Genomic DNA, 25456 nt, shown 5'->3' with positions numbered 1-25456 from the left:
TCGATGGCCGATTCCCCAACCGGATCCCGCCATGAGCTTCGCCGCCAGCACCGCCATTCGCCCCGAACCCTTTGTCCCCGTCAGCGTGCCGGTCGCAGACCGCGTGCATGCCGAGCGCGGCGAGTTCGCCGCAGTGTTGTCGATGCGTCACGCAGGTCCCAGTCCGGTGCGCCTGCGCTATGAATGGGTCGGCCCGGCCAATGCGCCGGTGGTGGTACTGGCCGGTGGCATTTCCGCCCATCGCCACGTGGCGTCCAATGCACAGTTCAGCGAGAAGGGCTGGGCCGAAGGCCTGGTCGGCAGCGGGCGCGCGCTGGATCCGCAGCTGCTGCGCGTGCTGGCCGTCGATTTCGTCGGTGCCGACGGTGCGCTGGACGTGCCGATCGATACCGCCGATCAGGCCGACGCATTGGCGCTGGTGCTGGATCATCTCGGCATTCGCGCGCTGAAAGCCTTCGTCGGCTATTCGTATGGCGCGCTGGTCGGCCAGCAGTTCGCGATCCGGCATCGTGCCCGCGTGCGCCAGTTGGTGCTGGCCAGCGGTGCGCATCGTCCGCACCCTTATGCCGCCGCCTGGCGCGCATTGCAGCGTCGCGCGGTCGCGCTGGGCCAGCTGCAGTGCGGCGAAGACCACGGCCTGGCCCTGGCGCGGCAGTTTGCCATGCTCAGCTACCGTACCCCGGAAGAATTCGGCGAGCGCTTCGATGCCGCACCGGAAGTGATCAATGGCCGCGTGCGCGTGGCTGCCGAAGACTATCTCGACGCGGCCGGCGCGCAGTACGTCGCGCGCACGCCGGTGACCGCTTACCTGCGCCTGTCCGAATCGATCGATCTGCACCGCGTCGACCCGGCCGCGATCCTGCCGCCGACCGTGGTGGTGGCCGTGGAGGGCGACCGCCTGGTGCCGCTGGCCGACCTGGTCGGCCTGGTCGAAGGGCTGGGCCCGCGCGGCAGCCTGCGCGTTCTGCGCTCGCCCTATGGCCACGACGCCTTCCTCAAAGAAACCGATCGCATTGACGCGATCCTCGCCACCGCCTTCCGTACTTCTGGAGAGTCCGCATGAGCCTGCACGCCAACGAGCCGTCCTGTAGCCGCACCACTGCCGCTGTCCGTGCCGGCATCGATCGGGACACTGCGCATGGCGCGGTCACGCCGCCGATCGTGCTGTCGTCGAACTTCAGCTTTGAAGGTTTCGGCAACAAGCGCCAGTACGACTACACGCGCAGTGGCAACCCGACCCGCGACCTGTTGGGCGAGGCGCTGGCGGAACTGGAGGGCGGCGCCGGTGGCGTCATCACGGCGACCGGCATGGGCGCGATCAACCTGGTGCTGAACGCACTGCTGCAGCCGGGCGATACCCTGGTGGTGCCGCACGATGCGTACGGCGGCAGCTGGCGCCTGTTCAATGCGCTGGCCAGGAAGGGCCTCTTTGAACTGGTCACCGCCGACCTGACCGATCCGCGTGCACTGGCGCAGGCGTTGGCCACCCAGCCGAAGCTGGTGCTGGTCGAAACGCCGTCCAACCCGCTGCTGCGCATCACCGACCTGCGCTTCGTCATCGATGCCGCGCACAAGGCCGGCGCACTCGTGGTGGTCGACAACACGTTCCTGTCGCCAGCGCTGCAGCAACCGCTGTCGTTCGGTGCGGACCTGGTGCTGCACTCCACCACCAAGTACATCAACGGCCACAGCGATGTGGTGGGCGGGGCAGTGGTCGCGCGTGATCCGGCACTGCACGAGCAGCTGGTGTGGTGGGGCAACGCGCTGGGCCTGACGGGTTCACCGTTCGATGCCTTCCTGACCCTGCGCGGCCTGCGCACGCTGGATGCGCGCCTGCGCGTGCACCAGGAAAACACCGCGTCGATCGTTGCCCTGCTGGACCAGCATCCGGCGGTCGGCCGCGTCTATTACCCGGGGCTGGCCGATCACCCAGGCCACAGCATCGCCACGCGCCAGCAGAGTGGTTTCGGTGCGATGCTCTCGTTCGAACTGGCCGACTGCGAAGGCGACGATCCGCATGCCGCAGTGCGTGCATTCGTCGATGGCCTGCGCTGTTTCACGCTGGCCGAATCACTGGGCGGCGTCGAAAGCCTGATCGCGCATCCGGCCACCATGACCCACGCCGCGATGAGCGCCGAAGCGCGAGCCGCTGCCGGCATCAGCGAAGGCCTGCTGCGCCTGTCGGTCGGCATCGAGGCCGAGCGTGACCTGTTGGCCGATCTCGGCGCCGCTCTGCAGCGTGCCGAAGCGGTGATTGATGCGGCTGCGCGCCGCAAACAGGCGGTGGATGCATGAGCGCGCTCGCCGCAGAGATTCCTGCTCTGGGCGTGGGACGACTGGCGCTGCTTGGCACCGGCACGGTCGGCTCGGCCTTCGTACAGCGCTACCAGGCGTTGCAGGCACGTGGGCTGGAACTGCCCAGCGTGCAGTGGCTGGCCAATTCACGCACTGCGTTGGAGATCGATCGTGACCTGGCGGTGCCGCTGGAACTGGCACGGCGTGCACCGCGCGATGGCCAGAGTTCGCCACCGTGGGCGAGTGCCGAAGGACTGGAGCGTGGCGACGTGGTGGTCGACGCCACCGCCAGCGAAGACGTAGCCGCGCGCCACGTACAGTGGCTGGCGCGCGGCGTGCACGTGGTCACCGCCAACAAGCTGGGGCGTGGTGCGCAGCTGGCACGCGCGCAGGCCATTGCCGAGCGTTGCGCAGACACGGGTGCGCGCTACGGCGACAGCGCTACCGTCGGCGCCGGCCTGCCGCTGTTGAGCAGCCTGCGTGCGCTGCTGGCCGGTGGTGATCACATCCATGCCATCGAGGGCGTGCTGTCCGGTTCGCTGGCGTGGCTGTTCCATCGCTATGACGGCAAGTCGCCGTTCTCGGCGGCGGTGCGCGAGGCGCTGGCGGCCGGCTACACCGAGCCGGATCCGCGACTTGACCTGTCCGGCGAGGACGTGCGGCGCAAGCTGCTGATCCTGGCCCGCAGCAGCGGGCTGGCGCTGGATGCGTCGCAGGTAGAGGTGGATTCACTGGTGCCTGAAGCGCTGGCAGCGCTGCCGCTGGAGGATGCGGTGGCGGCGCTCGATCAGCTGGATGCGCCGTTGCAGGCGCGCTGGCAGCAGGCGCGCGACAATGGTCGTGTGCTGCGTTTCGTTGGCCGCGTTGATGCCGAGGGTGCACAGGTGGGCCTGCGTGAGCTTCCGGCCGACCATCCCTTGGCACAGGGCGCGGGCACCGACAACCGCGTCGCCATCCATAGTGATCGCTATCGCCTGCAGCCGCTGTTGATCCAGGGGCCGGGCGCGGGTGCGGAAGTGACTGCGGCCGCGCTGCTGGATGATGTGTTGCGGATCGTCGGCTGATCGCACCGCTCCTGTAGCCGAGCCCACGCCCCACCGCTCCTGGCAGAATCCCCATCTTGCCGCATGAGCCGAGCGTGGGCTCGGCTCTACAGGGGCACGCTTGCCGGTCAGCGCGACTTCAACGCCTTCAACAGCGCGCTGTTGAACTGCTTCGGGTCCTGCACCTGTGGCGAATGGCCCAGTTCGGCGAACTCGATCAGCGTCGCGCCCGGAATCGCCGCGGCTGCCGCTCTGCCGAGTGCCGGATAGTTGCCCAGCGTCGCCTTCACCGTCGGCGGCGCCAGGTCACGGCCGATCGCGGTACGGTCCTTCTGGCCGATGAACAACGTGGTGGGTACCTGCAGGTTCTTCAGCTCGTACACCACCGGCTGGTTGAACACCATGTCCGAGGCCAGGGCCTGGCTCCATGCAACGGCCTGCTTGCCCGGCCCTTCATACATGCCTGACTGCATCCGCGCCCACGGCTCGTAGGCCGGCTTCCATTTGCCGTCGTAGTACACGTCCAGCTGGTAGCGGCGGATGCTGTCATAGCTGATGTTCATTTCGCCGGCGTACCACGCGTCCACGCTGCGCCACGGCACGCCCAGCGCCTTCCAGTCCTCCAGCCCGATCGGGTTGACCAGTGCCAGGCTGCGCAGGTCCTGTGGGAACATCAGCGCGTAGCGCACTGCCAGCATGCCACCCATCGAATGACCGACCAGGTGCACCGGCACATCACCCAGCTGCAGTTGCTGCAGCAACGCATGGGTGTTGGCGGCCAGCTGCGCGAAGCTGTACTGGTAGCGCTCGGGCTTGCTGGATTTGCAGAAACCCACTTGGTCCGGGGCGATCACCCGGTAGCCGGCGGCAACCAGGGGCTTGATCGATTCCTTCCAGGTGGCCGCGCAGAAATTCTTGCCATGCAGCAGCACCACCACGCCGATGGGCGCCTTCTTCGGCGCGATGTCCAGGTAGGCCATCTCCAGCGGCTGCCGCTGCGATTCCAGCGCGAAGGTCTTCACTGGATAGCCGTAGTCGAAGCCCTCCAGGCGCGGCCCATAGCTGGGCGCGGCGAGGGCGGACAGCGGAAGGCAGGCAAGCAGGGCGGTAGCGATCACGCGCATGGGGCAGTCCTGGGCAGGGGAGCCCCGAGCCTAACCGCAACGCAGTGATGGTGTCGTCCGACCGGCCAGGGACAACGGGGTAGAGTCGACTGTCAGTCGACTGCTCTTCGATCAGACCGCGAACATCCCGCGCTGCGCGCGATAGTCGACTGACAGTCGGCTCTACCTGCGGCCCGGCGCCATCGCGCCGGGGCCGGTCGACCTCAACACTCGATGACGTTCACCGCCAGGCCACCGCGGCTGGTTTCCTTGTACTTGTCCTGCATGTCGCGGCCGGTATCGCGCATGGTCTTGATCACCTTGTCCAGCGACACCTTGTGCTTGCCGTCGCCGCGCATCGCCATACGCGAGGCATTGATCGCCTTCACCGCACCCATCGCGTTGCGTTCGATGCAGGGGATCTGCACCAGGCCGCCAATCGGGTCGCAGGTCAGGCCGAGGTTGTGCTCCATGCCGATTTCCGCGGCATTCTCGATCTGGCTGGGATTGCCACCCAGTGCCGCGACCAGGCCACCGGCGGCCATCGAGCAGGCCACGCCCACTTCGCCCTGGCAACCCACTTCGGCGCCCGAGATCGAGGCGTTTTCCTTGTACAGGATGCCGATCGCTGCCGAGGTCAGCAGGAAGTCGAAAACGCGCTGCTCATTGGCGCCGGGGCAGAAACGGTCGAAGTAATGCAGCACCGCCGGCAGCACGCCGGCGGCACCGTTGGTCGGCGCGGTTACCACACGGCCACCGGCGGCATTTTCTTCGTTCACCGCCAGTGCGTACAGATTGACCCAGTCCAGCGTGGTCAGCGGATCGCGCATTGCCGCTTCCGGCTTCGACGACAGCTCGCGGTACAGCGCCGGCGCACGACGGCCCACCTTCAGGCCACCCGGCAGCACGCCTTCCTCGCGGATACCGCGCGCCACGCAAGACTGCATTGCGCTCCAGATCTCGCTCAGCTGGGCACGAATCTCGTCTTCGCTGCGCCAGCACTTCTCGTTCTCGAACATCAGCTGGGCAATGCTCAGGCCGCTGCGTGCGGTCTGCGCCAGCAGCTCGTCGCCGCTCTTGAACGGGTAGGGCAACGGGGTCTCATCGGGCACGATCCGGTCGTCGGCCGCGTCGTCCTGGTTGACCACGAAGCCGCCGCCGACGGAGTAGTAATCGCGGGTAGCGATTACTTCGTCCTCGGCGTTGTAGGCGGTGAAGCGCATGCCGTTGGTGTGGTACGGCAGCTTCTGGCGCTTGTTCATGCCCAGGTCGCGCTTCTCGTCGAAAGCGATCTCGTGCTGGCCCATCAGCTGGATGCGCTTGCTGCTGCGGATGCGCTCGAGCGTAGCCGGAATGATGTCCGGGTCGATCAGGTTCGGGCGCTGGCCTTCCAGGCCGAGCAGGATCGCCTTGTCGGTGCCGTGGCCGCGGCCGGTCAGCGCCAGCGAGCCATAGACATCGGCGCGGATGCGCGCGACCTCGGGCAGGCGGCCCGGATCGAGCAGCCAGCGATGGATGAATCGCTCGGCGGCCTTCATCGGCCCGACGGTGTGCGAGGAACTCGGGCCAATGCCGATCTTGAAAACGTCGAACGTGCTGACAGCCATGGATGCCGTACTGCGGGTACCGGAAGAGACCGCTATTCTAGCGGCTCACGCCGCACTTCCATGGCTGCGGCGCAGCATTTCGGCAGAGGGAGCAAAACCGGTGTTGACTCTGTTCCAGCGTGACGATTGCCACCTGTGCGACATGGCCCTGGCCGAACTGGCCAAGGCGCGGGCGCCGGAGTTCGAATCGGTGTTCCTGGATGACCAGCCGGCGCTGGAATCGCGCTACGGCTCGCGGGTGCCGGTGCTCCGCGACGAGCGCGATGACCGCGAGCTGGACTGGCCGTTCGACGCGGCCACGGTGCAGGCCTGGCTGGCCGTCGATCGGTAGTGCCGGCCGCTGGCCGGCAACCCCTCTGTTCCCGGTGATGCCGGCCAGCGGCCGGCACTACCGGAGGCGTGTTATTTCGCGTCGAACTTCACGATCGTGCTGATCGCGGTCTCATCCGGGATGGTCTTGGTATCGGCCCAGTCACCACCGCCGACGCCGAAGTCCAGGCGCTTGACCGTGGCCTTGCCGGTCAGCACCGGCTGGGCGCCCGGCTTCCAGGTGAAGGTGAGGGTGACCGGCTTGCTGACGCCACGCAGCTCGAGGGTGCCATCGGCGGCGAACTGGTCGTTGCCGACCGCGCGGAAGCCTTTGGCGGTGTAGCGCGCAGTGGCGAACTTGCCGACGTTGAAGAAGTCGGCACCCTGCAGGGTCGAGTCGCGGTCGCTGTTGCCACTCTTGGCACCGGCCAGCGGGATCACCACGTCCAGCGAGCCGGCGGCCGGATTGGCCGGGTCGAAGCTGAGCTTGGTGGCGAAGCCCGGGAAGCTGCCGGTGAACACCTCGCCGTCGTACTTGCTCGCGAACACCAGGATCGAGCCGGCGCCGGGGGCCTGCGCATAGTCGGCAGCGAGCGCCGGGGCGGTAGCCAGCATGCCGGCCAGGGCGGCGGCCACGGCGGCCGGAGTGGTCAGTTTCAGGTTCATCGGTCAGTCCTTCTGAGGGGAGGCAAGCCAGCCGCGCGGCAACATGCGGGACAGGGTCGCATCGCGCTGGAACAGGTGGTGGTAGAAGGCGGCACCGGCATGGGCCAGTACCACCGCGATCAAGAGCCAGAACCCGTATTCGTGGATGGCATGTGACACCGCGACAACCTGCGGGTCGGGTCCGCTCAGCTTGGGCACATCCACCAGGCCGAACCAGCGGAACGGGCGCAGGCCGCTGGCCGAGTCGTACAGCCAGCCCGACAGGGGGATGGCGAACATCAGCACGTACAGCAGCACGTGGGTGGCGCTGGCGATGCGTTCCTGCCAGCTGGGCACGCCCGGCACCGGCTTCGGCGCACCGGCATACAGGCGCCAGCCCAGGCGCAACAGCACCAGCGCCAGCACCGTGATGCCGATCGACTTGTGCGCGGTATAGACCCAGAAATACTTGGGGGTCTTGGGCAGCTCGCCCATGGTCAGGCCGACCACGCCCAGGGCGAGGATCAGCAGTGCGATCAACCAATGCAGGATCTGGCTGACACTCCCCCAGGCGGCGGGGGTGTTCTTGGCGGTCATGAAAGGTCCTCTAGCGGGCCATCTTGGGGTCGGAGTGCGGAACGGGAGCGGGAGTTCCCAGGGCGTCGCTGCGGTCGAGGGTGGCTTCAGCCTCGATCCTCAACTGCACTGCATCACCGATGACGCCCGGCCAGGCGGTGATGCCGAACGCGCGCCGGCTCAGCGTGGTGCTGGCCGAGAAACCGGCGGTGCGTCGGAATGGGGGCAGGGGGTAGCGCTTGATGGCGTTGAGGGTCACGTCCAGCGTGATTTCCTGGCTGACCCCGCGCAGGGTCAGGGTGCCGATCACGTGGGCGCGCCTTGCATCGATCGGTTCGACCCGACTGGAGACAAAGTGTGCCTTCGGGAAGCGCTCACCATCCAGCAGGCTGCGCGCCAGCGTGGCCTGGTTCCATTTGGCATCACCAAGGTCCAATCGCGACACGGGAACCTCGACGTCCAGTGTGGCTTCGCGCCAGTTGTCGGGATCGAACTGCAGGCGTCCTTCACTGCCGGAGACCGTGCCCATCGCCTGCGAGTAACCGGCGTGGTCGATGGTGAACAGCACACGGGTATGCACCGGATCGAGGCGATAGGTATCCGCATCGGCCCAGGCGGGAGCGGTGGCGAGCAGCATCGGCAGCAGGGCCAGGCAGGGACGCATCGATGGCGGGCTCCGGAAGGGGACGTTGCGATCATACGCACAGCCCCCCGCCAACGTTGCGTGCATGGCTGCAACAGTTCGTGGTGGGTCCACCGGTGGAAACAGCCTGTTGCAGCCATGAACCCGGCGCTGTGTGACAATCGGGGCAGGACAGGGGGTTCAGGATGACGAGCGGTTGGCGCCTGTGGCGCCGGGGCATCGCGGGAATGGGGCTGCTGCTGATGGCATTTGCCGCGGCGGCTGCGGCCCCGGACATGGCCGAGACACCGCGGCTGCGCCGTTTCGGTGCCGCCGAAGGCATGCCCTCGCGCATGGTGCTGGCGCTGGCCGAGGATCGCCAGGGCCATGTCTGGGCCGCCACCGATGGTGGCCTGGTGCGCTATGACGGTGGCAACCTGCGGGTGTGGGAACATGATCCGGAGCAGCCGGGCTCGCTGCCCGGCAACGAAATCGAGACCCTGCTGGTCGATCCCCTGGACCGCGTCTGGGTCGGCATCAATGGCAAGGGCGTGGCCCGGCTGGATGCCGACCGCGAACGCTTCAAGACCTTTGATACCGTCAACGGCCCCTGCATGAGCCAGTTCTGGACGCTGGCCTACGCCGAGGATGCACTGTGGATCGGCACCAGCGGCCATGGCGTCTGCCGTTTCGGTGAAGATGGCAGCCTGCGCTTCTTCGAGCATGATCCGGCCCGTCCCGAGGGATTGCCCAGCAATACCATCTACAGCAGCCTGGTCGATGCGCAGGGACGCCTTTGGATCGGCACCGAGGCGGGCATTGCGCGCTGGAACGGGACTGGGTTCGAGGCTGTCGCACCGCGCGAACTGGGGGCGCTGAGCGTGTTGCGCCTGAGCCGCGACCCCGACGGCTCGATCTGGGCCGGCAGCCAGAATGACGGCCTCTACCGTATCGACCCGCAGGACCGGGTCAGCCGTCCACGCTGGGCCGACAGTGCGCGCCTGCGTTCGGCGCTCGTGCTGGCTGATCGCCAGGGCGGTTACTGGGCAGGCACCTCCGATGGCCTGTTGCGCGGAGATGCCAGCATGCTGTGGCGGCTCGATGGCGACCGCGGCAGTGGTTTCCTCACTGCCCAGAGTGGTGTGCTCGATCTGCTGCAGGACCACGAGGGCGGATTGTGGGTGGCGCTGCTGACCCAGGGCCTGGCCTACCTGCCCCCGGACTGGCGCCGGTTTTCGATCTGGAACCAGCTTGACGGCAAGCCGCTGGACAGCCAGTACCTGTTGAGTGCAGCCAGCGATGGCCAGAACTACTACGTTGGCTCGGCACATGGCGTGTACCAGCTGGATGCGCAGGGAACCCTGCGGTTGCTGGCCAGCGATCGCGAGATTGGCAGCGGGGCGGTGTGGTCGGTGCTGCCGCGGCCGGACGGGCGCCTGTGGCTGGGGCGTGCCGGCCGCATCAGCGTGTACGACCCGGCCACCGGCGCGTTGCACGATTGGCGTATCGACGGGGGCGCGGACCTGCGCCAGCGCGTCGATCTGATGCGGCAGGCCCCCGATGGCACGGTCTGGCTGTCGGTGATGAACCTCGGCCTGCAGCAACGCAGTGCCGACGGCCGCATACTGCGCAGCTACCCGCTGGAGGATTTCCGCAAGACGGCCGATTCACCGATTGAGCAGATCCGCTTCGATGCCCAGGGCAAGGCCTGGGTGATGGGCGACATGGGGATCTGGCGTGAACAGGCCGGGCGCTTCGAAGCGGTGCCGGGCGTTTCGCGCGGGCTGATCTATGACCTGGTGTGGGTCGATCCGCAGCAGCTGTGGCTGGCCCGGCAAGGTGCGCTCGAGCGCTATCAGTGGGATGGCATGAGCCTGCGCCTGATCCAGCGCATTGATGGCAGTGCGGGCGTGCCGCCGGTGAGCATGGGGGGGCTGGCGTTGGCCGAAGACGGCCGCCTGTGGGCGACCACGCCACGTGGCCTGCTGCGATGGGATCCGAAAGCGCGCCGCCTGCAGCAGTTCAACGAACGCGATGGCCTGCCCGACGCCGAGTTCACCAGCCGGCCGCCGGCGGTGAATGCCGACGGTCGCGTGCTGGCGGTGGCCCAGACCGGCCTGGTCGAGTTCGATGTGAATGCCGCCGAGACCACGCTGCCGCCTTCGTCACTGGTGATCGCCGAGGTCCGCGTGCGGCGCGATGATGCCCGTGGCTGGCAACCGCTGCCGACCAGCGGCACGTTATTGCTGGGGCCGGATGACCGTGACCTGCAGATTGATGCGCGGCTGCTTTCCTATGCCAACCCGCAGGGCAACCGCTACCGCTTCCGGGTTCAGGGCTACGACCAGAACTGGGTGGAGCAGGGCGGTGACGGCCAACGCACGCTGTCGCGGCTGCCGACCGGCAGCTACGTCATTGAAGTCCAGGCGGCGACGGCCAGTGGCGCCTGGACACCTTCGCAGCGGCTGCAGGTAAAGGTTTTGCCACCCTGGTGGCGCAGCGGCATGGCGATCTTCGGCTACCTGCTGATCGGCTCGTTGCTGCTGCTCATCGTGGTGTGGTCGATCCGTGCGCGGCTGCGCCGCCGCCAGCAATGGCAGTTGACCGTGCACAAGCAGCAGCTGGCGGAGCAGGCATCACAGGCCAAGAGCCGGTTCCTGGCCACGCTGGGCCATGAGGTGCGCACGCCGATGACCGGCGTGCTCGGCATGAGCGAACTGCTGCTGGCCACCCCGCTGGATCCAGTGCAGCGCAGCTATGCAGGCTCGATCCAGCAGGCGGGCAGCCACCTGCTGCGGCTGGTCAATGACGCGCTGGATCTGGCCCGCATCGAGGCCGGCCGGCTGGAGCTGGACCTGCGCCCGTTCGATCTGGCCAGCCTGCTCGACCAGGTGCAGGCGTTGATGCAGCCGATGGCAACGCAGCGCAATCTGGAGTTCCGCCGTGGGGACGTTCCACCTGGGCCGATCAGCGTCAGTGGCGACGAGATGCGCGTGCGGCAGATCCTGCTCAATCTGCTGGGCAATGCAATCAAGTTCACCGAGCGCGGGCACGTCGGCCTGGCCGTGCGGCTGGAAGACAACGGTGGTGGACTCTGCTTCGAAGTGCATGACACCGGCCCGGGCATCAACGCCGAGCAGCAGGACCGCCTGTTCCATCGCTTCGAACAGGCCGATGGCCCGCGCACCGCGTCGCGCTATGGAGGCAGCGGGCTGGGCCTGGCGATCTGCCAGGAGCTGGCCGTGGCCATGAACGGGCGCATTGAAGTGGACAGCCAGCCGGGCAAGGGCGCCCGCTTCCGGGTATGGCTGCCGCTGCCCTGGAACCGGCAGGCCGCCAATGCGCCGGGCGAATTGCCGGTACTGCCGATGCTGCCGCCACTACGCATCCTGCTGGTGGAGGATGACGCGACCGTGGCCGAGGTCATTGCCGGCCTGCTGCGTGGCCGTGGCCACGACGTGGTGCACGTGCTGCATGGTTTGGGCGCGCTATCGGAGATCGCCACCGATGGCTTTGACGTAGGCCTGCTTGATCTGGATCTGCCGGCGCTGGACGGCACCGCCATCGCCCGGCAGCTGCGCACCATGGGCTATGAACTTCCCTTGGTGGCGGTCACTGCACGGTCCGACGCCTACGCCGAGACCCAGGTCCTGGCGGCTGGGTTCGATGGCTTCCTGCGCAAGCCGGTGACCGGTGACATGCTGGTGACTGCCATTGCCCAGGCGCGCGCAAAACGACAAACCGCCCTTTGAATGCGCCAGCGCCGGGCGTGAACGTCGCGACTTTCGGTTTACCATGCCGACGCCCGTAGTGCGGGAATCATCAGAAGCAGCGTGAGGAGGCAATCGGTGGTGTATCTGCGGGCGGCGATGCTGCTGCTGGTCCTCCTGTGCGGCCTGTCACCCGCTGCGGCGCAGCCGGTGCCACCGAACCCGCGCCAGGTGACGGTGTTCGACGGCTTGCCGTCCAACACCGTGAACCGCATGGCCGAGGATCGTTACGGTTACCTCTGGATCGCGACCAACGACGGCCTGGCCCGCTACGACGGGCGCAACTACCGGATCTGGCGCTCGGAAGACGGCCTGCGCGACAACCGCATCTGGACGGTGCTGGTCGATGCCCGCAACCAGCTCTGGATCGGCACCGAGAACGCCGGCCTTGTACGGATGTCGGCCGATCGCCGCCAGCTGCACTTCTACGACCGCAGCAGCCAGCCGTTGATGGGCACCAACACGGTCTGGAGCCTGGCCACCACGCCGGATGGTTCGGTCTGGTTCGGCACCCACGAAGGTGGTCTGTACCGCCTGGACAACCAGGACCGGTTGCAGCGCTTCCTGCCTGAAGCGAACAACCCGCGCAGCCTGCCGGCGGCATCGGTGCCGTACCTGGCCACCCTGGCTGACGGCAGCCTGTGGATCGGCACCAAGCATGGCGTCGCGCGCTGGACCGGCACGGACTTTGAGCGGGTCGGGGCCGGCATCATTCCCAGCCTGCTGATCAATGGCTTGACGGCCGAATCCGATGGCAGCCTTTGGATCAGCACGATGGCCGGTGCCATGGTGCGCCGTCCCGATGGTCGTTTCGAGGCACCGTCCTGGAAGCTGCCCGAAGGCGAGCAGGTGCTGGGCATGATGCTGCGCGACGAGCAGGGCGGGCACTGGCTGGACACCCGCACCGGCCTCGGCCGGGCGGTCGATGGCCAGTACCAAGCCGTGCCCCTGTACAGCGCCGTGGCGCGTGGTCCGGTGCGCCCGAACTGGACTGGCGCCTACGAGGATCGCGAGGGTGGTATCTGGCTGGCCAGCACCAACGCCGGCCTCTGGCACCTGCTGCCGCGTTGGTGGCAGTTCTCGGTGCTGTCGCGGCTGGAGGACGACCCGCGCTCGCTGCGCAATGCCTTCGTGCTGGGCACCAGCCCCTCCAGCAATGGCGGCATCTGGACGGTCGGCAGCCACGGCGCGCTGGACCGCTTCGATCCGAAGACCGGCAGCATCGAACAGCACCGTACCTGGGTCAACGGCATGCACTGGCTGACCTCGGTGCGCGAGGATCGCCGCGGCCAGGTCTGGATCGGTTCCAACGACGCACTGCTGCGCTATGACCCGAAGCGGCGTGATCTGCGCCGCTGGGGCCGGGATGCCGGCGCCGACGCGACCATGGAAGGAGTCATCGAATCCATGATGACCTGTGATGGTGACAGTCTCTGGCTGATGCTGCCGTCGGGGCTTCAGCAACGCGATCTGGATGGGCGCCTGCGGCGCCAACTGGATAATGGCCAGCGTGGATTGCAGCAGGGCCAGCTCAATCTGGACGTGGAATGCGGGCCGCAGGACCATATCTGGCTGGCAAGCAGCCGTGGCCTGCTGCAGTGGCTGCCGGAAAGCGAGCGTTTCCAGCCGGTGCCGGGTGCGCCGGCGACCGCGATCCATGCACTGCACGTGGGCACCGATGGCCAGGTCTGGCTGTCCGAAGATGGCCGTCTGTCGCGCTACCGCTGGAGCCAGGGCCGGCTGGAGCGGCAGGCCGTGATCGGTGCAGAGCAGGGCTACCCGGCGATCTCCGCCTCGGGGCTGGTGGTCGACGCGCAGGGGGTTGCGTGGGCAACCAGTGCGCGTGGCCTGGTGCGCATCGGGGCCGACGGCCAGAGTGTGCGCCTGTATGGCGTGCACGATGGCCTGCCGAGCCAGGAATTCCGCGAACACACGCTGGTGATGTCGGCAGACGGTCATCTGGTGGCAGGTACACCGGCCGGTGTGGTGGTGTTCGACCCGAAGCAGGTACGTCCGTCGATGCGGCGTGCGCCGCTGGTGATCGAGCGGGTGGAGGTGCGCCGCAACGAGCAGGTGCTGGACCTCACCCACGACGCGCCGTTGCAGATCGCCGACGGCGACCGCGATCTGCGCATCGTCGCGCGCCTGTTGTCGTTCGCCGATTCGGCGTCCAACACCTATCGTTACCGCTTGGCCGGCTATGACCCGGACTGGGTGGAAGTGGGGCCGGCCGGTGAGCGCTTGTTCTCGCGGCTGGCACCGGGCAGCTATCGGCTGGAAGTGCAGGCGCGGTCGGCTGACCATGTCTGGTCACGTGTGCAGAGCCTGGAATTCCGCGTGCAGCCACCGTGGTGGCGCAGCTTGTCCGGCCTGTTGATGCTTGCCTCGTTCGCGCTGCTGCTGACCAGCTGGTTCGCCTGGCTTTACCGTCGGCGCCTGCAACGTCGCCACGCCTACCAGCTTGCGCTGCACAAGCAGGAACTGGCCGAACAGGCGTCGGCGGCCAAGACCCGCTTCCTGGCCAATCTTGGCCACGAGATACGTACACCGATGACCGGTGTGCTGGGTATGAGCGAGCTGCTGCTGGCCTCGCCGCTGGATCCGCAGCAGCGTGGCTATACACAATCGATCCGCCATGCCGGCGAGCACCTGCTGCATCTGGTCAACGATGCGCTGGACCTGGCGCGGATTGAATCGGGCCGCCTGGAGCTGCAGCACAAGCCGTTCGCACTGGGCAGCCTGCTGCAGGACCTGGCCGCGCTGATGGGGCCGTTGGCGGCGCAGAAGGGCCTGCGTTTCACGCTCGACAACCAGCTGCCCGCCGGCCTGCAGGCCAACGGCGATGCAATGCGGGTACGGCAGATCCTGTTGAACCTGCTCTCGAATGCGGTCAAGTTCACCAGCCGCGGCACCATCACCCTGCACGCCCGCAGCGACGCCGAACTGCGATCGCTGCATTTCGAAGTGCGCGACACCGGCCCGGGCATCAGCCAGGAACAACAGCAGCGCCTTTTCCGCCGCTTCGAGCAGGCCGATGGCGCACGCACCGCTGCACAGTACGGTGGCAGTGGCCTGGGCCTGGCAATCTGCCGCGAACTGGCGCATGCCATGCAAGGGCGGATCCAGGTGGAGAGCCAGCTCGGTCGTGGCACCTGCTTCGGCGTGACGTTGCCGTTGCCGATGGTGGTCGATGCCCATGCCGAGGCAGAGGGTGATACGCACCGCCAGGAAGCGGCCAACATGCCGCCATTGCGGGTACTGCTGGTGGAAGACGACGCGACCGTGGCCGATGTGATACGCGGGCTGCTGAGTGCGCGTGGGCATGAGGTGGTGCATGCAGGCCATGCGCTGGCGGCGCTGCGCGAGATCAGTGCCGGCGATTTCGACGTCGGCCTGCTGGACCTGGACCTGCCGGGCCTGAGCGGTTTCGAACTGGCCCAGCACCTGCGCAACCAGGGCTACATGCTGCCGCTGCTTGCCGTGACCGCGCGGACCGATCCGGACCTGCAGCAGCAGGTGGAAGCGGCCGGCATCGGCGGTTTCCTGCGCAAGCCGGTGACCGGTGAACTGCTGCTGGAAGCGATCGCCAGGGTCATGGGGCGGTAGGGTGCGGCGGCAGGGCCTGCGGCCCTGCACCTGCTGCAAGCCGGAGCAACAGCAACAGCCGAAGCAAAAGCTGGCTTCCTGTGGGATGGCGGGGTGGGTCCGGTTACGGGGGACGCTGCAAGTACGTCCATGTAGGCTCGGTCGCCGCTTGCTCGTGTGCGCAATCCTGCGCACACGGCAAGACCGGGGTTGGGCGTCCTGCCCAACCCGCCCGAGGCATGCCTCGGGCCCATGCGGCTCACGCCCCCGCAACCGGACCCACCCCGCCTTCGACAGTTTCCCGCGATCTGTCGGAGCACGGGGTCGGATCCCGTTGCTGCGCAATGGGCTCTGACCACAATCTGGAATTCGATATCTGACAGATGTGTCGACCAAGGTCGACACCTACCAACAACCGCGCGTTCCAACAGTCGCCGTTACCCACAGCCGCGTGAACCTGTCAGAGGTGGGGCGGTGTGGGCTTGCAGGACCGTTGGCGCCATGGATGGCGCCATCGAGCCCCCATGGGTGAGGACGGTTTGTTTGCGAAGCACTGCTTCGCAAGCGCCCGAACGCACAGCCGCCAGCGGCTGGGCCGGACCCCGGAGGGGGGTTTACGGCGTGTCCTGCAAGCCCACACCACCCCGCCAACCCACGGAATGCTCGCTGTTGCTGTTGCTTCGGCTTCGGCTTCGGCCTCTGCAGGTGCAGGGCGCAGCCCTGCCGAACCACCCTCACTCCGCGACGTGCTCGACCTGCCGTGGCTCCGGCTTGGTATCCGGCAGCTGCCAGAAGATCATCGTCGAGGTCAGGGTGATCGCGCCCACACAGAGGAACGTGGCATGCAGCGCGGCGGTCGCGCTGTTGCTGTCCAGGTGGTTGCCGAACGCGGCCAGCAGGCTGCCGGCCGCCGCAGCACCGAAACCGGCGGCGAGCATCATCACCATCGACAGCAGGCTGTTGCCGGAACTGGCGAACTCGCGGTCCAGGTCGCGCAGGGTTACGGTGTTCATCACGGTGAACTGCAGCGAATTGACCGCACCGAAGAACGCCAGCTGCAGCAGGCGCCAGGCCAGGTGCTGGCCCGGTGTCATCAGGATGAAGCTGGCCATCGCCAGGCCCACCAGCACGGTGTTGACCATCAGTACGCGGCGGTAGCCGTAGCGCTCGACCAGCTTTACCGCCAGCTTCTTAGACACCATGCCGGCCGCCGCCACCGGCACCATCATCAGGCCGGCGTTCATCGGGCCCAGGCCCAGGCCGACCTGCAACAGCAACGGGATCAGCATCGGCATGGCGCTGCTGCCGATGCGCGAGAACAGGTTGCCGAGGATGCCGATGCGGTAGCTGGGCACGCGGAACAGCGCCAGCGAGAACAACGGCGCGGTGGAGTTGGCGGCGTGCAGCCAGTAACCCACCAGCGCGGCCAGGCCGGCCACGGTCATCAGCATCACCAGCGCGTGTGGCGTGCCGAGTCCGGAGATGCCGTCCAGCGCCAGCGACAGCACCACCATCGCGAAGGCCAGCATGACGTAGCCGCGCAGGTCGAAGCGGGTGCGATGGCTGGCGTAGTGGTCGGGCATGATCTTCATCGCGGCGATGAAACCGATCACGCCGATCGGCAGGTTGATCAGGAACACCCAGTGCCATGAGGCGATCTCGACCAGCCAGCCGCCCAGCGTGGGGCCGATCAGCGGGCCAACCAGCGCGGGGATGGCGATGAAGCTCATCGCGCGCAGGAAATCCTCGCGTGGCACCGAGCGCATCACTGCCAGCCGGCCGACCGGCAGCAGCATCGCACCGCCGATGCCCTGCAGCACGCGCGCACCGACCAGCTGGTGCAGGTGCTGGGCCAACGCGCAGGCCAGCGAGCCGAGGGTGAACAGGATGATCGCCACCAAGAAGGTGCGCCGGGTGCCATAGCGGTCGGCAATCCAGCCCGAGGCGGGAATGAAGGTGGCCACCGCCAGCGCATAGCTGAACACCACCGACTGCATCTGCAGCGGGCTCTCGCCCAGGCTGGCCGCCATCGCCGGCAACGCCGTGTTGACGATGGTCGAGTCCAGCATCTGCATGAAGATCGCCAGGGACACCAGCCACAGCAGGGGACGCTGGCGGTTGTAGGTCGATGGCGATGTGGACATGGGGTGCGGCCGGTGCAGCGTGGGGGCCGCCATGATCGCGCACTGCGGGTCACGGCGCGATCAAGGTCGCGCCGTACCTGCATGCGGAATGCTCAGCGTTGGCTGTGCGCGTGCACTGCGTCGACCAGCACCTGTACATGCGCCGGGTCCATGTCCGGCGACATGCCATGGCCGAGGTTGAACACATGGCCCTCGCGCGAACCACCATTGCCAGCGGCATAGGTGTCGAGCACGCGCGCGGCAGCGGCGGCGATCGCATCCGGCGAGGCGTACAGCGTGGTCGGGTCGAGGTTGCCCTGCAGGGCGACGCGGCCGCCGGTGCGGCGCATGGCCTCATCCAGGTCCAGGGTCCAGTCCAGGCCCAGCGCGTCGGCGCCAGTCTGCGACAGTGCTTCCAAGTGCAGGCCGGTGCCCTTGCCGAACAGGATCAGCGGCGTGCGTTCGCTGCCTTGGCCACGGTCCAGGCCTTCGGCGATGCGCTGCAGGTAGCGCAGCGAGAACTCGCGGTACATCGACGGCGACAGCACGCCACCCCAGGTGTCGAACACCTGCAGCGCCTGCGCACCGGCCGCGCGCTGCGCGCCAAGGTAGGCGATCACGGCGTCGGTGGTGACCTCCAGCAGGCGGTGCAGGGCCTGCGGGTGGTTCAGTGCCATGGCCTTGATGCGCGCAAAGTCCTTGCTGCCACCGCCTTCCACCATGTAGCAGGCCAGTGTCCACGGGCTGCCGGAGAAGCCGATCAGCGGCACCTGGCCGTCCAGTTCGCGGCGGATCAGCCGTACCGCATCCATCACGTAGCCCAGGTCCTGTTCCATGTCCGGCACCGCCAGCCGGGCGATGGCGGCTTCGTCACGCACCGGGTGCCGGAACTTCGGGCCTTCGCCTTCGACGAAGTACAGCTCCAGGCCCATCGCATCGGGAATGGTGAGGATGTCCGAGAACAGGATGGCCGCATCCAGCGGGAAGCGGCGCAGCGGCTGCAGGGTGACTTCGCAGGCAATCTCCGGGGTCTTGGCCATGGCCAGGAAGCTGCCGGCCTTGGCCCGGGTCGCGCGGTACTCCGGCAGGTAGCGGCCGGCCTGGCGCATCAGCCAGACAGGGGTGCAGTCCACCGGTTCGCGGCGCAGGGCGCGCAGCAGGCGATCGTTGCGGAGAGGGCTGGTCACGATGGGCATTCCTTGGACGAAAGTTGGCAGCGGCGTCAGTCGCCGTGCGAGAGGATCTGGAAACCGCGATGCAGTTCGGCATCGCGGGCCTTCTCGAAGGCATGGCGGGCTTCGTCGGCCTGCAGGAACAGCTCGCGCCGCAGCTGCGAGCGGCCACCGACGCGACCGCTCTCGCGCAACAGTTCCCAGCCGCCGAACAGGTCCGGCTGCAGGCTCAGGCGCAGGAAGCGCGGTGCCTGCGCACCGGCGTCGGGATGTTGCAGGTAGACGTGCATGCCGACGATTGTAGCGGGGCCAGAGTGACCCCGGCCGCAACGCGACCGTGCCGGCCGCTGGCCGGCAATCCTGCCGCGCAGCCCGGTCGTGCCGGCTGCTAGCTGGCAATCCTCCCGCGCATCCCGGCAGAGCCGGCCGCTGGCCGGCAACCTCATGAGCGGACAAGCCGGCCAGCGGCCGGCTCTACCGGCCCGACAGCACCTTCAGCACCGCCGCCTCATCCACGTCCGGCACCACTTCGGCACGCCCCATGCCGCGCCACAGCACCAGGCGCAGGCGGCCGGCCACGTTCTTCTTGTCCAGGCGCATGCGGCCGAGCAGGGCCTGCGGGTCGAGTCCGGCCGGGATTGCCACCGGCAGGCCCAGGCGTTCCAGCAGTGCCTGCAGGCGCGCGCGGTCGGCATCGTCGGCCAGGCCCAGGTCGGTGGACAGCTTCGCCGCCAGCACCATGCCCACCGCCACCGCCTCGCCATGGTTCAGCGCATCGCGGCCGGGCGCGGAGTAGCCCTGCTCGGTTTCGATGGCATGGCCGAAGGTGTGGCCGAGGTTGAGCAGGGCACGCTCGCCCTTCTCGAATGGATCGCGCTCGACGATGGCGGCCTTGTGCCGGCAGCTGCGCGCGATGGCTTCGGCCAGCGTGGCATCCTCGCCGGCCAGCAGCGCATCGGCATGCTGCTGCAGCCATTCGAAGAACACGGCATCGCCCAGCGCGCCGTACTTCACCACTTCGGCCAGGCCGGCACGCAGCTCGCGCGCTGGCAGGCTGGCCAGCACGCGGGTATCGGCGATGACCGCGCGCGGTGGATGGAAGGCGCCGACCAGGTTCTTGCCGGCGGGAATGTCGACCGCGGTCTTGCCACCGACTGACGAATCGACCATCGCCAGCAGGGTGGTGGGCAGCTGCACGCAGTCCACGCCCCGCATCCAGCAGGCCGCGGCGAAGCCGGCGAGATCACCGACCACGCCGCCGCCCAGCGCGAACACGCAGGCATCGCGGGTGGCGCCGAGCGCAGCCAGCGCTTCGATCGCACGGCCGAATTCGGCCAGCGTCTTGGAGGCTTCGCCGGCGGCCAGCACGTGCTCGCCGACGATCAGGTCGGGGCGTGCGGCCAACAGCGTCTGCTTGGCCGACGCCAGATAGCGCGGAGCCACTTCGCTGTCGCTGAGCAGCAGCACATGGCGGCCGCGCACGTGTGAAACCAGTGCAGCGCCATCGGCCAGGGCACCGGCGCCGATGGTGATGGAGTAGGGGCGATCGCCGCCAACGGCGACCTGCAGCAAGGCGGGGGAAGTCATGTGGTCATGTCCTGGCGCTGCCATTGCGTGGCCAGCTTGACTACCAGTTGGGCAGTCGCGTCGGCAGCGGTATACGGGTCGGTATCGAGCGTGAGGTCGGCCAGTTCTCGGTACAGCGGGTCGCGCTGTGCGGCCAGATCATGCAGCACCTGCTCGCGGTCCGGGCGCTGCAGCAGCGGCCGGCCCTTGTCGCGGGCCAGGCGTTCCAGCTGCGCGGCCACGCCGACCCGCAGGTAGACCACGAAGCCGCGCCGGGCAATCAATGCGCGGTTGTCCGGATCCAGCACCGCTCCGCCGCCGGTGGAGACCAGTTGGCCTCGGCCTTCGAGCACGCGGGCCAAGGCCTGCCGCTCATGGCTGCGGAAGCCGGCTTCGCCGGCGTGCTCGAAAATGGTCGGGATGCTGGCGCCGGCGGCGTCGACGATGGCCTGGTCGACATCGATGAAGTCCAGCGTGAAGCGCTCGGCCAGGCGGCGGCCGATGCAGGTTTTGCCGGCGCCCATCGGGCCGATCAGGATCAGGTTCGGAGCAGGATTCATGCCCTCTGATGCTAACACCTCCGTGCCCCGGCCTTTACGTCCTTCACGTCAGGGTAGGCGTTCCTGCGGGGTTTCCCGCGCCAACCGGAGTACAGGCCATGACGGTCGCCAAGGTCATCGAAATCACCGCCTCCTCGCCGAAGAGCGTGGAGGACGCCGTGCGCAGCGGTCTGAAGAAGGTCTCCGAGACGGTCAAGGGCATCCAGGGCGCCTGGGTGAACGAGACCAAGGTGGTGACCAATGGCAGCGGCGAAATCACCGAATGGCGGGTCAACCTGCGGGTGACCTTCCTGGTGGAATAGGCGCGCTCAGCGCACGTCCTGCACCTGTCGCTGGCCGTCCAGCACCACCACGTGGTCGGCCAGGGCGGGCAGGGCATGCAGCGCCTGGCGGCTGACCCGCTCGTAGTACTGCACGAAGCGCTCCAGCTGTGGCCGGCTCATGCCGTGCCGGCCCGGCTGCGCGGCCTGCAGGTTCTGCTCCTGCTGCCAGCGCCAGCGTGGTACCACTGAAAAATCCGGCGGCTGCAGGAACCACAGGCGGTCGCAGCGCTGCCAGAGCGCGGGGTAGTCGCGGGCCAGCGCCTGGTTGCACCAGCGACGCCAGCGGCCGTCGGCGTCGGCTTCGCGCTCCAGTGCGTTCAACGGGCTGTCCAGCGCGGCGTCATCCTGCGCCGGCGTGCCCAGGAACCAGCCTTCGAACACCAGCAGGTCGAGGGGCTGCTCGATACGCGGCCATTGCGCTTCGTGCACGCGTTCGTCGGCCAGCTTGTCGAAGCGGGGCATCGCCAAAGGCTGGCGTGCGGTTACCGCGTCGAGCACCGCATGGGCCAGCGTCAGGTCGTGGGTGCCCGGCGGGCCGCGCGTGATCAGCAGCGGATGCACCTGGCGGGCCAGCCGCTGCCGCTGTGCGCGGGTCAGGTAGACATCATCGATGGACAGCGTGGCGGCGTTCAGGCCGCGCGACTGGGCGCGCGCCACCACCTGCGCGGCCAGCGTCGATTTGCCGCTCCCCTGCAGGCCGCTGATCGCCAATACTGGAACCGCTGCAGCGTTGCCCAGTGCATCATCCAGCACCTGTTCGGCCAATGTTTCGGGGAATCCTTTCACCTGGGGCATATACGCAGCAGCGGCCATGCAGCCACAATAGCCCAATCCGTGTGAGAAGAACGCAATCATGAGCGACCTGTACGCAGAAGCCCTGTCCACGTTTGCCGCCCTGTTCGAAGAGGCCAGGCAGAGCCGCGAGGTCGAGCCGAACGCGATGACGGTGGCCACCGCCGATACGCAGGGCCGTCCCTCGGCGCGCACCGTGCTGCTGAAGGCCTTCGACGAGCGCGGCTTCGTCTTCTATACCCACCTGGACAGCCACAAGGGCCGTGAGCTGCAGGCCAATCCGCAGGCCGCGCTGTTGTTCCTGTGGCGCAGCCTGCGCGAGGCCGGCATCCAGGTACGCATCGAGGGCCGTGTCGAGCAGGTCGCCGATGCTGAGGCCGACGCCTATTTCGCCAGCCGCCCGCGCATGAGCCAGATCGGCGCCTGGGCTTCGCAGCAGTCGAAGACGCTGGCAACGCGCGAGGAGTTCGACGCGCGCGTGGCCGAGGTCGAAGCGCGCTTCGAAGGCAAGGACGTGCCGCGCCCCGACGGCTGGAGCGGCCTGCGCGTGGTGCCTGACCGCATCGAGTTCTGGTACGGCGCGCAGTTCCGCCTGCACGAACGCTGGTGCTATGAAGCCGGCGCCGAAGGGCGCTGGAGCAAGCGCCTGCTGTACCCATAAGGCAACCCGATGCATCGCCTGCCGCAGTACCGCGTGGTGGTGTTCGTGCCGCCGGCAGCCCTGGACGCGGTGAAGCAGGGCATCCTCGCGGTGGATGCGCTCGTGGCCGGCGACTACGAGCACGGGATGCGGTGGTCGGCGCCGGGCTTCGAACAGTTCCGCCCGCGCGTGGGTGCGTCGCCCGTACAGGGTGAGGCGGGGCGCACCGAAGTGGTCGACAGCGTACGCCTGGAATTCTGCCTGTCGCGCGATCCGCAGCGGCTGCAGCGCATCTTCGAACAGGGCATCGTGCCGCATCATCCGTGGCAGGTGCCGGTGGTGCAGGTGGAGGAAATCGAACTTCTGCTGGCCGACGCACGGCTGTTGTAGAGCCGAGCCATGCTCGGCTGCTGTTGCTCTGGCGCGTAAAGCAGTCGAGCATGGCGCGACTCTATAGGAGCGGATTGTCGCATTCAGACCCATTCGCTTCAGCCAACCGGCACACTCCAACGGATGTCCTCGACTTCCGGAGTTGCCATGCCCTCCTGGCGTTGCCTGTTTGCGGTGCCGCCGCCGCGTCACGGCGTGGAAGCGTTCCTGCTGTTGCTCGCCCGCATCGTCGCCGGTGTGATGTTCTGCGTGTCCGGCTGGAACAAGGTGTTCACCGATGCGGGCCGCGAGCGCATGGTGCATACGCTGGTGGGTGCGGGGATTCCGTTTCCGGTGTTCAGTGCGCCGGTACTCGGTGCGATCGAGTGGATTGCGGGTGGCCTGCTGGTGCTGGGCCTTTTGAGCCGCCCCTCGGCCCTGCTGCTGGCGGCGATCTGTGCGGTGGCGGCACTGGCCGATGGCATCGCGCGCATTCCGGCAGGGCTTGGCGTGCTGGATTGGCTGAGCTGGTTCTTCTACCTGAGCGAAGTGCCGTTGGGCGTGCTGCTGTTGTGGATTGCCGCAGTGGGCAGTGGACGATTCGCCATCGAAGCGCGCTGACGACAGGCACCCTGTAGAGCCGAGCCCATGCTCGGCTGCTTACGCGGGAACATCAGCCGGGCATGGGCGCGGCTTTACAGGTCCTCCGCGCGCAGCCAGCGCCACAGCGTAGTGCGTGAGACGCCCAGCGCCTGCGCCATGCCCTCGCGGTCATTGCGGTGTTCCTGCAACAGTGCTTCCAGCTTAGCCCGCGGTGGGCGCCTGCCGTTGCTTTCGGCCGGCAACGCCGCGACACCTTCATGCACCAGCTCGGGTGCCAGCTGCAGCAGCCGCGCCGTATCGATCAGCCCTTCACCGGGCTGCCAGTGGATGCGCAGGCGATCGACCAGATTGCGCAGTTCGCGCACGTTTCCGGGCCACTGGGCTGCGCTCAGCACCGCCAGTGCATCCTCATCCAATGGCGCGTCGATGCCACGCAGCTGGCGGAAGAAGTGCTGTGCCAGCAGCGGGATGTCCGAACGCCTCGCCCGCAGCGAGGGCAGGGCAATCCGCAGCGCGGCCAGGCGGTAGTAGAGGTCGCGACGGAAACTACCGGTCGCCGCACGCTGCTCCAGCGACTGCAGGGTGGCGGCCACCACGCGCAGATCGACCGGCGTCGGTTCGGTGGCACCGACACGCAGCACCTCGCGTTCTTCCAGCACGCGCAGCAGGCGGGTCTGCAGCGGCAGGGGTAGTTCACCAATTTCATCCAGGAACAGCGTGCCGCCGTCTGCGGCCTCGACCAGGCCAACGCGGCCGCCACGACGTGCGCCGGTGAAGGCGCCATCGCTGTAGCCGAACAGCTCCGCTTCCAGCAGCGATTCGCTGATGGCGCCGCAGTTCAGCGCCACGAAGCGCCCGCGACGGCCGCTGGCGGCGTGCAGTTGGCGCGCGACCAGTTCCTTGCCGGTGCCGGTTTCGCCGCTGACCAGCACGGTGCTGTCATGTGGGGCATACAGCGCGATCTGCGCGCGCACCTGTGCCATGGCTTCGCTGTCGCCGAGCAGTTCAGGCGCGTCTGCACGCGCTGCAGGGCGTCGGCGCGGGGCGGCGTGGTTGCCACCGGAGCGGGCCAAGGCCTGGGTCAGCTCCAGTGCATGTTCGAACGCCTGCCGCACCGAGTCGGCCGAATAGAGCAGTACCCCCGGCAGGCCGGCCTGTTCGGCGTGGTCGATGGCCATGCCGGTACCGACGATCACCTCGATGCCATTGGCGCGCAGGTCGGCGATGCAGTCGCGCGCGTCCTCGCGGGTGACGAAGCGGCGATGCTCGATATCCAGGCCGAAACTCTGCTGGAAGTTGCTGAACACCGGCACGTCGCTGGCGTGGGTGACCAGGCCGATGCGGCTGGCTATGCGGCGGGCACGGGCCAGCGCTTCCATCAGGTCGAAGCCGTTGGCCTGGATCGGCACCAGTGGCAGCTCCAGCCGCCCGCGTAGCCAGGCGGCATTGGAGCCGCCGGCGATCACTACGTCGCAATGCTCACGGCGCAGGCGTTTGCCGATCACGTCCACGGCTTCCTCGAAGCCGAGGTTGATCTGCTCGATGCGCGCACGGCGGTCGAACTCGGGGATGACGTCGCCGAGCAGGCCGGTCAGGCGCGAAACGCTGACGGTCCAGATCACCGGACGGCCGGGGTCGGCATCGGCGTGGCGCAGCGGGGTGCGGGGCAGGTACATGACGGCAGCAATTGGTCGGAATGTTTCATGATACATCCGTTTCAATGTTTCATATGTTTCACTGTTGCGGGGTGGTC

At 67.8% G+C, this 25456-nt stretch carries 22 protein-coding genes; 10 read left to right on the top strand and 12 right to left on the bottom strand.

What is annotated here, in order from left to right; translation table 11 throughout:
* The first annotated feature begins 31 nt into the window (after positions 1–31).
* Genes metX through G370_RS0107650 form a run of 3 tightly spaced genes read left to right on the top strand, consistent with a single transcriptional unit; the run spans position 32 to position 3359 of the window.
* Complete coding sequence (gene metX / locus G370_RS0107660; RefSeq protein ID WP_019660065.1) at positions 32–1063, top strand: homoserine O-succinyltransferase MetX; 1032 nt, start codon at positions 32–34, stop codon at positions 1061–1063.
* Positions 1060–2295, top strand: coding sequence for an O-succinylhomoserine (thiol)-lyase (locus G370_RS0107655; protein ID WP_019660064.1), 1236 nt, complete (start codon positions 1060–1062; stop codon positions 2293–2295). The genes metX and G370_RS0107655 overlap by 4 nt, the downstream gene beginning before the upstream one ends.
* Complete coding sequence (locus G370_RS0107650; RefSeq protein ID WP_019660063.1) at positions 2292–3359, top strand: homoserine dehydrogenase family protein; 1068 nt, start codon at positions 2292–2294, stop codon at positions 3357–3359. The genes G370_RS0107655 and G370_RS0107650 overlap by 4 nt, the downstream gene beginning before the upstream one ends.
* Before the next feature lie 107 nt (positions 3360–3466).
* Here G370_RS0107650 and G370_RS0107645 read toward each other — a convergent pair whose 3' ends face one another.
* Positions 3467–4462 (bottom strand): alpha/beta fold hydrolase, encoded by a 996-nt coding sequence (locus tag G370_RS0107645; RefSeq protein WP_019660062.1) that lies wholly within the window; start codon positions 4460–4462, stop codon positions 3467–3469.
* Positions 4463–4665: 203 nt separating this feature from the next.
* The gene (locus G370_RS0107640; protein WP_019660061.1) at positions 4666–6048 is read right to left on the bottom strand and encodes an L-serine ammonia-lyase; all 1383 of its coding nucleotides are present in this window, start codon (positions 6046–6048) and stop codon (positions 4666–4668) included.
* Between the two features lie 100 nt (positions 6049–6148).
* Between G370_RS0107640 and G370_RS0107635 the strand changes: the two genes are divergently transcribed.
* Positions 6149–6379 (top strand): glutaredoxin family protein, encoded by a 231-nt coding sequence (locus G370_RS0107635; RefSeq protein ID WP_026347031.1) that lies wholly within the window; start codon positions 6149–6151, stop codon positions 6377–6379.
* A gap of 71 nt (positions 6380–6450) precedes the next feature.
* Here the strand turns inward: G370_RS0107635 and G370_RS0107630 are convergent, their stop codons facing one another.
* From G370_RS0107630 to G370_RS0107620, 3 genes are read right to left on the bottom strand one after another with little or no spacing between them, the layout of a single operon-like run.
* Positions 6451–7023, bottom strand: a complete 573-nt coding sequence (locus G370_RS0107630; RefSeq protein WP_019660060.1) for a YceI family protein — start codon at positions 7021–7023, stop codon at positions 6451–6453.
* Between the two features lie 3 nt (positions 7024–7026).
* A complete protein-coding gene (locus tag G370_RS0107625) occupies positions 7027–7599 on the bottom strand; it encodes a cytochrome b (protein ID WP_019660059.1) in 573 nt (190 codons plus the stop codon).
* Positions 7600–7609: 10 nt separating this feature from the next.
* Positions 7610–8242 (bottom strand): YceI family protein, encoded by a 633-nt coding sequence (locus G370_RS0107620; RefSeq protein WP_019660058.1) that lies wholly within the window; start codon positions 8240–8242, stop codon positions 7610–7612.
* A 164-nt stretch (positions 8243–8406) separates the two neighbouring features.
* Here G370_RS0107620 and G370_RS0107615 point away from each other — a divergent pair, with 164 nt between their 5' ends.
* Together G370_RS0107615 and G370_RS0107610 are read left to right on the top strand one after the other, a co-directional pair.
* The gene (locus G370_RS0107615) at positions 8407–11952 is read left to right on the top strand and encodes a sensor histidine kinase (protein ID WP_019660057.1); all 3546 of its coding nucleotides are present in this window, start codon (positions 8407–8409) and stop codon (positions 11950–11952) included.
* 96 nt (positions 11953–12048) lie between these two features.
* Entirely contained in the window at positions 12049–15576 is a 3528-nt protein-coding gene (locus G370_RS0107610; protein WP_019660056.1) for a hybrid sensor histidine kinase/response regulator, read from the top strand.
* Positions 15577–16289: 713 nt separating this feature from the next.
* On the opposite strand, the gene mdtD is transcribed toward G370_RS0107610, so the two are convergent.
* The 5 genes from mdtD to G370_RS0107585 all read right to left on the bottom strand — a co-directional run bounded on the left by mdtD (position 16290) and on the right by G370_RS0107585 (position 20976).
* Positions 16290–17699 (bottom strand): multidrug transporter subunit MdtD, encoded by a 1410-nt coding sequence (gene mdtD / locus G370_RS0107605; RefSeq protein WP_026347030.1) that lies wholly within the window; start codon positions 17697–17699, stop codon positions 16290–16292.
* A 92-nt stretch (positions 17700–17791) separates the two neighbouring features.
* Positions 17792–18874: a uroporphyrinogen decarboxylase gene (hemE, locus tag G370_RS0107600; protein ID WP_019660054.1), complete on the bottom strand. Its 1083-nt coding sequence runs from the start codon at positions 18872–18874 to the stop codon at positions 17792–17794.
* Between the two features lie 26 nt (positions 18875–18900).
* Entirely contained in the window at positions 18901–19140 is a 240-nt protein-coding gene (locus G370_RS0107595) for a WGR domain-containing protein (protein ID WP_019660053.1), read from the bottom strand.
* Between the two features lie 184 nt (positions 19141–19324).
* Positions 19325–20437 carry a 3-dehydroquinate synthase gene (gene aroB / locus G370_RS0107590; protein WP_019660052.1) on the bottom strand — a complete coding sequence of 371 codons (1113 nt, stop codon included), beginning with the start codon at positions 20435–20437 and terminating at the stop codon, positions 19325–19327.
* Positions 20434–20976, bottom strand: a complete 543-nt coding sequence (locus G370_RS0107585) for a shikimate kinase (RefSeq protein ID WP_019660051.1) — start codon at positions 20974–20976, stop codon at positions 20434–20436. Before G370_RS0107585 ends, aroB begins: the two co-directional genes overlap by 4 nt.
* Before the next feature lie 98 nt (positions 20977–21074).
* Here G370_RS0107585 and G370_RS0107580 point away from each other — a divergent pair, with 98 nt between their 5' ends.
* Positions 21075–21278 carry a dodecin family protein gene (locus G370_RS0107580; RefSeq protein ID WP_005410663.1) on the top strand — a complete coding sequence of 68 codons (204 nt, stop codon included), beginning with the start codon at positions 21075–21077 and terminating at the stop codon, positions 21276–21278.
* A gap of 6 nt (positions 21279–21284) precedes the next feature.
* Here the strand turns inward: G370_RS0107580 and G370_RS0107575 are convergent, their stop codons facing one another.
* Positions 21285–22112 carry a D-glycerate 3-kinase gene (locus tag G370_RS0107575; RefSeq protein ID WP_019660050.1) on the bottom strand — a complete coding sequence of 276 codons (828 nt, stop codon included), beginning with the start codon at positions 22110–22112 and terminating at the stop codon, positions 21285–21287.
* 40 nt (positions 22113–22152) lie between these two features.
* Here G370_RS0107575 and pdxH point away from each other — a divergent pair, with 40 nt between their 5' ends.
* From pdxH to G370_RS0107560, 3 genes are all read left to right on the top strand, one after another.
* Positions 22153–22752, top strand: coding sequence for a pyridoxamine 5'-phosphate oxidase (gene pdxH / locus G370_RS0107570; protein WP_019660049.1), 600 nt, complete (start codon positions 22153–22155; stop codon positions 22750–22752).
* Between the two features lie 9 nt (positions 22753–22761).
* A complete protein-coding gene (locus tag G370_RS0107565) occupies positions 22762–23121 on the top strand; it encodes a YqfO family protein (RefSeq protein WP_019660048.1) in 360 nt (119 codons plus the stop codon).
* A 147-nt stretch (positions 23122–23268) separates the two neighbouring features.
* Positions 23269–23721, top strand: a complete 453-nt coding sequence (locus G370_RS0107560) for a DoxX family protein (RefSeq protein WP_019660047.1) — start codon at positions 23269–23271, stop codon at positions 23719–23721.
* Positions 23722–23795: 74 nt separating this feature from the next.
* On the opposite strand, the gene prpR is transcribed toward G370_RS0107560, so the two are convergent.
* Entirely contained in the window at positions 23796–25379 is a 1584-nt protein-coding gene (gene prpR / locus G370_RS0107555; protein WP_019660046.1) for a propionate catabolism operon regulatory protein PrpR, read from the bottom strand.
* Positions 25380–25456 lie beyond the last annotated feature (77 nt).

It is taken from the genome of Stenotrophomonas hibiscicola ATCC 19867 (assembly GCF_000382065.1).
Classification (GTDB): domain Bacteria; phylum Pseudomonadota; class Gammaproteobacteria; order Xanthomonadales; family Xanthomonadaceae; genus Stenotrophomonas; species Stenotrophomonas hibiscicola.
Note: the sequence above shows the minus strand (reverse complement) of the source record. Positions and strands in the feature narration are given on the sequence as shown.